Source organism: Bacillus chungangensis, from assembly GCF_030812995.1.
In the GTDB taxonomy this organism is placed as follows: Bacteria; Bacillota; Bacilli; order Bacillales; family Bacillaceae_C; genus Bacillus_CF; species Bacillus_CF chungangensis.
On the sequence record NZ_JAUSTT010000030.1, the window covers coordinates 42,052 to 52,782 of the forward strand.

Annotated in this window: 8 protein-coding genes and 1 pseudogene; 3 read left to right on the forward strand and 6 right to left on the reverse strand. The window is 36.4% G+C overall.

What is annotated here, in order from left to right; genetic code table 11:
* The first annotated feature begins 28 nt into the window (after positions 1–28).
* The 3 genes from J2S08_RS19155 (at position 29) to J2S08_RS19165 (ending at position 4,190) form a co-directional block, all read left to right on the forward strand.
* Positions 29–1,906, forward strand: coding sequence for a beta-glucoside-specific PTS transporter subunit IIABC (locus J2S08_RS19155; protein WP_307232426.1), 1,878 nt, complete (start codon positions 29–31; stop codon positions 1,904–1,906).
* Between the two features lie 82 nt (positions 1,907–1,988).
* Entirely contained in the window at positions 1,989–2,696 is a 708-nt protein-coding gene (locus J2S08_RS19160; protein WP_307232428.1) for a glucosamine-6-phosphate deaminase, read from the forward strand.
* Between the two features lie 228 nt (positions 2,697–2,924).
* Complete coding sequence (locus J2S08_RS19165) at positions 2,925–4,190, forward strand: peptidase (RefSeq protein WP_307232440.1); 1,266 nt, start codon at positions 2,925–2,927, stop codon at positions 4,188–4,190.
* A 39-nt stretch (positions 4,191–4,229) separates the two neighbouring features.
* On the opposite strand, the pseudogene J2S08_RS19170 reads toward J2S08_RS19165, so the two are convergent.
* From J2S08_RS19170 to J2S08_RS19195, 6 genes and pseudogenes are all read right to left on the reverse strand, one after another.
* A pseudogene (locus J2S08_RS19170) lies at positions 4,230–4,454 on the reverse strand (GNAT family N-acetyltransferase); the annotation flags it as partial.
* 529 nt (positions 4,455–4,983) lie between these two features.
* Positions 4,984–5,292: a hypothetical protein gene (locus J2S08_RS19175; protein WP_307232430.1), complete on the reverse strand. Its 309-nt coding sequence runs from the start codon at positions 5,290–5,292 to the stop codon at positions 4,984–4,986.
* A gap of 361 nt (positions 5,293–5,653) precedes the next feature.
* The gene (locus J2S08_RS19180) at positions 5,654–5,980 is read right to left on the reverse strand and encodes an antibiotic biosynthesis monooxygenase family protein (RefSeq protein WP_307232432.1); all 327 of its coding nucleotides are present in this window, start codon (positions 5,978–5,980) and stop codon (positions 5,654–5,656) included.
* A 466-nt stretch (positions 5,981–6,446) separates the two neighbouring features.
* Positions 6,447–7,079, reverse strand: coding sequence for a type 1 glutamine amidotransferase family protein (locus tag J2S08_RS19185; RefSeq protein ID WP_307232434.1), 633 nt, complete (start codon positions 7,077–7,079; stop codon positions 6,447–6,449).
* Between the two features lie 302 nt (positions 7,080–7,381).
* Positions 7,382–9,136, reverse strand: coding sequence for a DUF2207 domain-containing protein (locus J2S08_RS19190; protein WP_307232435.1), 1,755 nt, complete (start codon positions 9,134–9,136; stop codon positions 7,382–7,384).
* Positions 9,137–9,217: 81 nt separating this feature from the next.
* Positions 9,218–10,189, reverse strand: coding sequence for a bile acid:sodium symporter family protein (locus J2S08_RS19195; protein WP_307232437.1), 972 nt, complete (start codon positions 10,187–10,189; stop codon positions 9,218–9,220).
* Positions 10,190–10,731: the final 542 nt, after the last annotated feature.

Below are 10,731 nucleotides of genomic sequence, written 5' to 3' on the forward strand. Positions count from 1 at the left end.
TTTTTTATGAAAAAAAGGAGGAAGCGCAATGGCTTCACACAAGGAGACAGCCAAGCAAGTAGTTGAGTTAATCGGTGGAAAAGCGAATGTGGTTAATGCGTGGCATTGCTTTACTCGCCTGCGATTTAATCTTCATGATAATGAGAAAGTAAAGTTAAATGAGATCAAGCAAATCAAAGGCGTAATGGGTGCACAAATCTCAGGGGATCAACTCCAAGTTATTATTGGGAATACTGTTGCCAAAGTTTATTCAGAAGTTGAAAAGCTTGTTGGCAGTGGTAGTGGTTCAGCTGCTAAAGCTGGAGGCAGTGAAAAGAAAGAAAAAGTTATTTCTAAGTTAATGGATGTCATTTCTAGTGTTTTTACACCTATTATTCCTGCGATTGCTGGAGCTGGAGTTTTAAAGGGAATTGTCACATTGTTCGTTTCATTAAAATGGATTACTAAAGGGTCTGATACAGAATTAGTCTTACAACTAATATCAGATAGTATATTTTATTTCTTGCCGTTCTTATTAGCTTCAACTACTGCTAAGAAATTTAATGTCAGTCAGTACCTTGCAATTCCTTTGGCTGGTGCATACATGTATCCAACGATTTTAGATGCTGCTAAAGCTGGAGCAGATGGATTAATCTTTTTAGGACTCCCTCTTCCACTAGTAAACTATAGTGCATCTGTTATTCCGATTATTTTATCAGTATGGCTATTAAGCTACTTGGTTCCAATTATAGATCGTTTTATGCCAAATGTATTAAAGATTGTTTTCACACCTGCACTGAGTTTTTTAATTATGATTCCGATTCAATTAATCGCAATTGGACCATTAGGACATTATTTAGGGCTTGGTCTTGGGAATTTAGTTCTATGGTTATTTTCATTCTCTCCACTTATCGGTGGTATATTTGTGGGAGCAACAAGACCAATTGTTATTTTAACAGGAATGCATTACGGGTTATTCCCAATATTATTCCAAAACTTCTCACAATTCGGTTATGATTATTTAGCGCCAATTAACTTTATGAGTACGACTGCTGTGGGGGCTACTGCTATAGGGGTTTATTTAAAATCTCGTAATAAAAATCTGAAGTCCGTTGCTTTATCAGCAGGAGTCTCTGGGATTATAGGAGTTACAGAGCCAGCTTTATATGGTGTTCTTGTTAGATTAAAGAAACCACTATTTACTGCAATGATTGCTGGTGGAATTGCTGGTGGATTTGTATCTGTCATGGGAGGAAAAGCATATGCATTTGCGATGCCAAGTATCATATCATTGCCAGTCTACTTCGGACCAGAATTTATCTATGTGATAACAGGATTCTTCGGTTCTATTATTCTCGCCATTATCTTAACATATGTCATTGGTTTTGATGATGAGCCAAACGATACTCTCAAAAAAAGTGAGCGTTCGATGAAGCAACAATCTGCAGCTAAAGAAAAGAATGTCTCTATTAGCAGCATCATTAAAAGTCCAATGGCTGGAGCGATCGTTTCCTTATCCGAAGTTCCAGATGATACATTTTCCCAAGAAATTATGGGCGCTGGTATTGCTATTCAACCTAAAGATAACTCGATAAAAAGCCCTGTCAATGGAGAGATTATTTCAATATTTCCTACAAAACATGCAATTTGCTTAAAATCAACAGATGGTATAGAAATCCTTATTCATTTAGGTTTAGATACTGTCGAATTAAATGGAAAAGGTTTTAACATTTTAGTAGAAGAAGGACAAAAGGTAGAAGAAGGCGATCTCATTGGCACGATGGATATAGATTATGTCCAAAAAGCAGGATATTCAATTTTAACGCCTATTATTGTCACTAATTCTACAAGTTATAAGAGTATCCTTTTACGGAAAAGTCGAGGAGAAATCTATTTCCAAGAAGCCTTGCTTACCATATCAAAATAAGATGTATAACCATTGTTAGAAATGAGTGAACCAAGCTGTTATGAAGCTTTTTAGTAAAAAATAATAGAGAGGTGGAATTATAATGAAAATGATTATCACAGAAACTTATGAAGAAATGAGTACAGTAGCTGCACAACATATTTTAGGAACGATGTATGAGAATAGACGTACAAATATTGCGATAACAGCAGGGACTTCTCCTATTCGTATGTATGAAATGCTTATCCCACAAGTGAAAGGGAAAGACTATTTTAGTGATACACACTTTTATAATTTTGATGAAATCCCTTATAAACATGCTTCCTGTCCAGGAATAACGATATCTGCGTTAAATGATTTATTTCTAAAACCAGCTAATATACCAACAGAAAATATACATGCACTAGATGAGAATAATTATCAAGCATTTGATAGCATGATAAAACAAGATGGTGGACTCGATCTATTCGTAATGGGAATTGGAGCAGATGGTCATTACTGCGGTAATCTTCCTGGTACAACGAGATTTCAAGATCTTACATCAAAAGTACCATGTGATGAAAGGCTAAAAAATAGAATTGGCCGTCTCTTTACTGATAAAAATGAAATTCCAGATTTTTATGTCACAATGGGACCTAAAAGTGTGATGCAAGCACGAAAGCTTGTGCTCATTGCGAGCGGCAAAGAAAAAGCAGCCATCATCAAAGAGGCATTTTTCGGACCTGTTACACCGGAAATCCCAGCATCAATTTTACAATTACACCCTCATTTAACGATCATTATTGATAAAGACGCAGCAAGCGAACTTTAAGATGAATAGTCGAAGCTTTATTATGATACTTCGTATCATAATAAAGCTTCATCATACATAATTATTAATGGATTTAATTGGAACGAAACAACACTGGCTAATTATTAAAATGAAAGCGTTCGTCATAGATGGCGTTGAAGCGAATATAATGGGAATTAGCTCTGTTCCAGCCACTATGTGTGTATCGTTCAAAAATTTCTAACAATGAGGTGAAAGGGCTTGAAAGAAATGAGAGAACAAATTCAAAAATGGCTAGAAGAACATCGTGAAGAAGGCACTGTTTTATTGCAGCGTCTCGTCCAATCCCCTAGTATTGCTAAAAATGAAGCAAAGGCGCAAGCGATTATCATTGAAGCATTGTCAAAGATGAATGTACAAGTAGATGTATGGGAGCCAGATGGAAAAACGCTGCAAGAAAACCCCTATTTCTATTCGCCGCGAGATCAATTTACAGGAAGTCCAAACGTTGTCGGAGTGTTGCGTGGAATTGGTGGAGGACGTTCTATTATTTTAAACGGCCATATTGATGTTGTCCCTGAAGGCGATCATGATCAATGGTCCGATGACCCTTACAGCGGTGCGATTCGAGATGGCAAGATGTATGGGCGCGGAGTAACCGATATGAAAGGTGGTCTCGTCTCCTATCTTCTTGCAATAAAAGCGATCCAACAATTAGGCATTAAACTCAAAGGGGATGTGATCTTCCAAAGTGTCATCGAAGAAGAAAGTGGCGGTGCAGGAACATTGTCCGCACTGTTAAAAGGATATCGAGCAGATGCCGCATTGATTACAGAACCTACTAACATGCGCATTTTCCCTAAACAGCAAGGCTCCATGTGGTTTCGTATTTTTGTAAAAGGACGTTCCGCTCATGGAGGAACACGATATGAAGGAGTAAGCGCCGTTGAAAAAGCGATGACAGTCATAAACGACATTCGTAACCTTGAAACAAAGAGAAATCAACGCATTGACGATCCGCTTTATAAGAATACACCCATTCCGATTCCGATTAATATCGGTGTCGTGTCAGGTGGAACTTGGCCTTCTTCTGTACCTGATTTAGTCAAAATCGAAGGCAGAATGGGTGTCGCTCCAAATGAAAAGATCGCAGATGCACAAAATGAGATGCGCCAATGTTTACAGCAATTGACTGAGGTCGATTCATGGTTTAAAGAACACCCTCCTATTTTGGAATGGTTTGGTGGACAATGGCTTCCTGGTTCCATTGACCTTGAACATGAATGGATGAATACACTCGTTTATCAATATCGTGAGGCAATTGGAGAAGAACCGGTAATTGAAGCATCTCCTTGGGGGACAGACGGAGGACTAATAACGGAAGTTGGCAAGATTCCAACGATTGTCTTTGGACCCGGCGTCACAGAAGTAGCTCACTATCCTGACGAATATATTAAACTGGACAAAATGTTTCAGGCGGCTGAAATCATTGCATGCACACTTATCCAATGGTGTGGAGTGAATGATAGAAAATAAAGGGAAACTTCCATCAGTGGGGGTTACTCTAATCCCCAGTTAGTTTAACAACTTCTTTAAATCAATTCTAGTATATGTTTTATTATAGGTTGTACCATCTTCATTATGAAAAATAGCTGTTTTTGTATATGGCTTTGAAATAGCCTGGTAGCCATGTTTTGTAATCAAATGAATCATTTTGGGATTTTCTATGGGGTCAACACTAACGAACATCTCAGAATAAGCTAAATCTCGTGCAATTTTTTCCCGATACTTTATCAAGTCTGAACCAACACCATTACCCCGATAATTTTTGTTAACATAAAGGTCACTTAGTTTTGGGTGTAAACTGCCTTTTAATTTTAGAACTCCAAAAACCTAAGATGATTTCATTAAATTCAGCAATGACCAAATATGCTTCCTTTTTAGCCTGTTGTTTTAAATATTTAAGGAATAACTGCTTGTTATGTCTAATAACACATAAACCATCTAAATCTCTTTCATTTGCCAGTCTAATTTCGTATTCTATTTTTTACTCCTCCTAAGATAGATTTTCTTTGGCTTATTCAGGCCTGTTCGTTAGTTTAGCAAGACTTATCGTGTAATCATAACTCTATCTTAGTATAATGATCGAATTTTTTTGAAATAAAAAACGTAGAAACTGAAGTTCCGTTTCCAAATTTGGGGGTTGACGCTATAGGAGATCGATAACAAATAAAGTGATTGTCTTTTCATTTTTTGATATAAATAAGCATAGGTTGTATTTATTGGTAATAAGTATTATTAGTGTTTATTCTCATTCCCAGAGATTGAATCATTTGCAATAGTCTTTTTTTGAAATTTCTTCATAATCTATTACACCAGCTCGACCCGGATTTGATTCAAGCAGATAATCGTACTCTATCTTATAATTTTTACCTATTATTAAATCATCTTTAACAGAAATAGTATCCGATCTTAACAGTACTTCTATTGATTCATTATATAAATAAGTCTGACCCTCTTCTTCTTTAATACACCCTTTAATATGACCTCCTGCAAGCTGTATATCATCACTATTTAATTCATTTGAATTACAACCAGTAATAATGAATAACAATATAAAAATACATAATTTTCCCATTAAAATAATCATCTCCTATAAATTCATTGATGTTAGTTATTTATTCTTATGCAGTAGCTGAAGAAAATAACCAACATTAGAAGAATTCAATGTTGAAGATGGAGAATTTGTTGATACTGTGTATTTTAAAGAAAATATGGATCAAAAAACTCCATTTAAGATCATTGGTTCAGATGGCAGAAAAAAGTTGCAGATACATTTGTAATACCTTTACAGAACTATACTTTACTCTTTTATAATTTGAAGATTACAATACGTCTTGCACAAAAACAATTGTAAATGATTGCAAGAAATTATAAAGTTTAATCATTTGCGATGTCTTGTTAAATTAACGTAGATAGTTAAAGAGGGTCAAAATATATTACATTTCGAAAAAGTTATCTCTTTCTACTTTGCAAACTCTAAGTGCAAAGTTTTTGTACCATTCATTTTTACCTCTATCCTGTGCAACTTGATGTGCTGAATGTTCCTTCCAATTCTTTATTGCATCTAAAGATTCCCAGTATGAAACGGTAATTCCCAGTCCCTCATCACGGGCACTTTCTACACCTAAGAAACCTTTCTGTTGAGACGCTAACTCTACCATTTTTTCAGCCATTTTCCCATAACCTCTGTCACCCTCAGTTCTTTGTGAAGCAAATATCACCGCATAGTATGGTGGTTGAGGAGTTTTAGCAATTCCACTCAATTTTAGTTCCCCCAATATGTTTAATTTTAAGGCATTCCTAATTTAGAAATTTTAACATAATTTCAAGTTTCCTTCTTCAACTAATTCAAAATTAGCACAATAAGTAAAACCGAAATACGATAGTAATGTTTTTTAAATCTAAAATTTATCGTAGGCTATACCACTAATTTCAATAATTCATCCTTTAGACGTTTATTTTCTTCTTCAAGTTTTTTTAATTCGGTTATTTTTAGCTACAATAAGTAAATCTTTACTGGCATCCGTCATATTACGTTTTATAGTTTGCGGAGAATTTAACCCTTCTTGTTGCTTTCTTAATCCTTCAATTCGGTTTCGTATTTCTTGATTAAATATAGAGAAATGCCATAAACATTTTTAAGTTATATACAAAAAACATGCTTTGACATCGTCTAAAGCATGATAATTATTTAAACTAATATAAAACTGCTAAGTTGATTTTTTTAGCTCATCTATTTATTGAATTCATTAACTGGAAGAAGTATTCAGGTTTATGAGTCTTATTTAGGTTATACCATGAATGTAATGTATCTGGTGCAAATACATCTAATTTTTTCAGTACTTCCATCGCAAATTCCAGAGGAGCTACTCCTGATGCAGTAACCAAATTCTCACCAGATACCGCAGGTCCTATCTCATAAAAATTTTCTCCTTTATAATTAGGACAGACCATTTTAATATACTCTAAGTTATTGCTTGTATGCTTTCTAGAATCTAGGTATCCAAAATTCGCGAGGCCCTCAGTTGCACCACAAATTGCAGCAACAATAGTGCCAAGTTTTAAAGCTTCGCCAATTTTTTTCAAGATAGGTTGATGAATATCTTCTCTCCAAGTAGTCCCTCCAGGTAAAACTAAAAGATCTTTACTCTCAAGAGTACATTCATCAAGGGAAATATTTGGCTTTATGCTCAGTCCTCCCATCGTAGTAATAATTTCTTTATTAGCTCCTACTGTAACTACTTTTAAAGGTGCTAGATCTTTTTTAAAATATCTTCCTGAGTTTAGTTCAGCAATTAAATATCCATATTCCCAGTCTGACATTGTATTAAATACATAAAGATAAACTTTTTTTGTTTGCATCCAATAACACTCCAATCACATTTGATATAGCCTATTATAATATAACTTCCCTGACAGCTGACGTCAGGGAAGTTATCATACTTGATGAAATTATATTAATTCCGACAGAACTTCAATAAGTCTTTCCATTATCGGAATGTTTTGCATAGACATTTCCTTTAATTTCCTTCCTTTTCCTCAATCAATCTCTAAAAATCAAATCGTCGCCGATCCCCCGAGGTTACGACACTATCGGGGGTCGACGACATTTTTTCTATATACCTATTATTTTGAGACTAACGGATTTGCTTTTGAGGGTTTTCTTAGAACGCGCCTCGTCCACCGCCGCCGCCTCCACCGCCACCGCCGCCGCTTGAGAAGCTGCCGCCTTGACCTGTCGAGGCAGTAGTTTCTTTTTCAACGGTTGTAGAAGCAATGCTATTCGTTCTTCTAAATCCTCTAGAAATAGTATGATACAACCTATCATGATAAGTGCAGTAGTAGAACAATGGATAGTTGCGATGATAATAGAGCATGCTTTGCTGATAATGTACGGATGTTTTCATTGCTTCAATCACATCATCGGCTACACCTAAAGCAATGCCGTACACGACATATTTCTCATAATCCTCGGGATACAATGATTGCTTGTTGCCCCATTTGCCAAACCCTTGCTTATCATACGAGAATGTTGCTTCCAAATAGCGTTTAAGCGCCATCCATTTCGCATATAGGGTGCTGCTTTCTGGCGTTCGTCTTGACATACTCAAGCTGTAAATCGCCAATATGATTGGAAAGAGTACAGAGAACTTTCCCCATCCTGGAACGAATGTAAAAATCACAATCATTTGGACAAGACTAAACAGTAAAATAGGCCCCCCTATTTTGAAAGATCGTTCAAAATATCCTCGTTCTTCTCCAATTTTTTTCACTGTTTTATTCCAGTGTTGAAAAAAAGTAAGGTACTTTTTAGCTGAACAAGGATTCTCGGCAGCGCGTATTACATCAGACAACCGCACTCCGTCTTCACTACCTGGTTGGAAAAATAACCAATCTAAGAGCATTTGCTCATGAAGAAGCAGTTCTCTGCTGTTTTTGTTGTTAAGATAAAACACATAATCCGTTCGTTTCGGTATCGGTTCAATGTGAACATATTTTCTGCGGACTAAATCAAACAACGTTGCGATCATATCACTTATCCCAACTTGTCTATTTACTAAATAACCGACAACAGCTGGCGGTGCATCTTCCGGTATCTCTTTACTATACTGATCACGAAATTGGGGCTTATGCTCTTTATCGAATCGGGAATATAGTAAAAGTCCTAAGAGGACATTAATGACAATTACAGCAAATGTATACTGCCATGCCCGTTTTGCTTGGACCTTCTGCATCTCTTCATTTGCTTTTTTCTCCTGCGCCCACTTCAACTCTTCCGCTAGTATTCGTTCTTTTCCCTGTTCATTCACAGTTTTAAGACTATTGGGCACTAACTGCTGCGGAAATAAAATGCGGGCTTCCAGTAATTCTTTTTCTCTTAGTGGTGAAATAGTATAAATTACCGTCCCATCCGATGCGATCGACACATTTCCCCTTGAAGGGCCATGGCCAAATACATTCAGTTGCTCACGGTCAATAGTCTCCGGCATTTTGATTCGAATCGTTACCTTATTAATCGTTGTATCGTTAGCAGTATCGAAAAACTTCCAATATAATTCTGCTGTATCGTGATAAACAGAAACAACATTTTTTAAAGTATAGTATATTTTAAAAGTCTTTCTTTCGTCTTCAGAATGCGAGTACACTCGATACTCCCAATAAGGATCACTTTCAGCAGAAATCCTTTCAGTCTCCAACGGAACTTCTTCACCCTGCTTTGTTAATTCAACAGCACGAAAATCTTGAATACCATCTGAATTTTCTGTACCTAGCTGAATAATAATTCCGTTGAACTCGCCGTCAAATTCATACGTATCCATTTCGACAATATGCATATTACCTGCATCATCCAGAACAGCATCAATCTCGACATGATCAATATCAAACGACTTTGCATAGATCGCTTGCACGGGAATCATGAGGAAGAAACATATAATAAATAAGCTAAAAACCCTATGGTGTAAGCGCAAAAAATATCTCTCTTTTCTATTCATAAAATATTATGCTTGCTTTTTATTATATCCTTTTTTGTCGACTTTCTCATGTTCTATTTTTTGTCTTCCCCACCATGTAGCCAAGAGTGGACCAGATATATTGTGCCAGACGCTAAAGATTGCACTTGGAACAGCAGCTAGTGGTGAAAAATGAGCAGCAGCTAGTGTCGCCCCTAACGCTGAGTTTTGCATGCCAACCTCAATGGAAATTGCTTTTCGATCAGGAAGATCCATTTTCAGCATCTTTGCGAGCATATAACCTAATAGTAGGCCTAGCGAATTATGTAGGATAACAACAAGTAAAATCAATAATCCAGTTTCAACAATTTTCTGTTGATTTCCACTCACTACAGCGGTAACGATCGCTACAATGCAAATAACGGAAACAAAAGGTAAAATTTTCACACTTTTCTCTACCTGTCTACGAAATAACACTTTCGTAATAAGTCCCAATATAATGGGTACAAGTACCATCTTCAACACTGACAAAAACATATCCCCTGCTGAAACAGGAAGCCATTTACTTGCAAATAAAAGCGTAAGTGTTGGCGTGACTAAAGGAGCCAGCAACGTTGATAGGGAGGTAATAGCAACAGACAGCGCTGTATTTCCTTTAGCAAGATAGGTGATGACATTAGACGCTGTACCACCTGGGCAGCTTCCTACTAAAATGACACCGATCGCAACCTCAGGAGGCAATTGTAAACCGACTGCTAAACAAAAAGCTAAAACAGGCATAATGACAAATTGTGCAACCACACCAATCGCAACTTTTTTTGGCTGCTTAAACACTTCCTTAAAATCATCCAATGACAGCGTCATACCCATACCATACATGATGATCCCTAGTAGAATGGAATTGTAATCCCCAATCCAAGAAAATCCTTTCGGAAAGAAAAATGCAAGTGCTGCAAAAAATAACACCCAAACTACAAATGTATTACTAACAAATTGACTAATTCTTTCAAACATCTTCAAAAATCATCACCTCGAGAAAAGATTCTAGTTGATCATCCTATTTAATCAAAAAAATTTAAATTTTCAAACGATCAAAAAAGATAAAGTGAAACTTCCATGAGTGGGGGTTTTCTTTCATCCCCCACTTATAAGAAGTAGAACAAAGGCTAAGATCGCAACGTCCTGTTGCAACACCTTTGTGACCGACATCCTGTCGGCCCGAACCAATCGGACATTTGACTTTCAGTTATCCCCCACCTAGCGCTTCTGATCCCTCTTACTCTTGAGGTGGGGGGTCTTACTGCCAGTTAGATGTGGGATAAATGCTTGTTGGAAATGTGGTAAATGATGCACATGTAAATTCCATTTTACGATAAAAAGAGAAATGAGTAAAACGTACTATTATATTTTACTAGAACAAAAAGATGTATATTTCGGAACGTAATACTTTAAATCAGACTCTGAAATTAGAAATGCTAACTTAAAAATGTACAACTAAGCTCACTTAAATATGTACACTTCTGCTCAACTTCATCATACTAATCATGAGGTGATTAGTATGT

Bases quoted from the DNA above. Each gene is read 5' to 3' on its own strand.
- J2S08_RS19160 (WP_307232428.1), top strand. From the start codon at position 1,989: ATGAAAATGATTATCACAGAAACTTATGAAGAAATGAGTACAGTAGCT.
- J2S08_RS19185 (WP_307232434.1), bottom strand. From the start codon at position 7,079: ATGCAAACAAAAAAAGTTTATCTTTATGTATTTAATACAATGTCAGAC.
- J2S08_RS19155 (WP_307232426.1), top strand. From the start codon at position 29: ATGGCTTCACACAAGGAGACAGCCAAGCAAGTAGTTGAGTTAATCGGT.
- J2S08_RS19190 (WP_307232435.1), bottom strand. From the start codon at position 9,136: ATGATTCCCGTGCAAGCGATCTATGCAAAGTCGTTTGATATTGATCAT.
- J2S08_RS19175 (WP_307232430.1), bottom strand. From the start codon at position 5,292: ATGGGAAAATTATGTATTTTTATATTGTTATTCATTATTACTGGTTGT.
- J2S08_RS19165 (WP_307232440.1), top strand. From the start codon at position 2,925: ATGAGAGAACAAATTCAAAAATGGCTAGAAGAACATCGTGAAGAAGGC.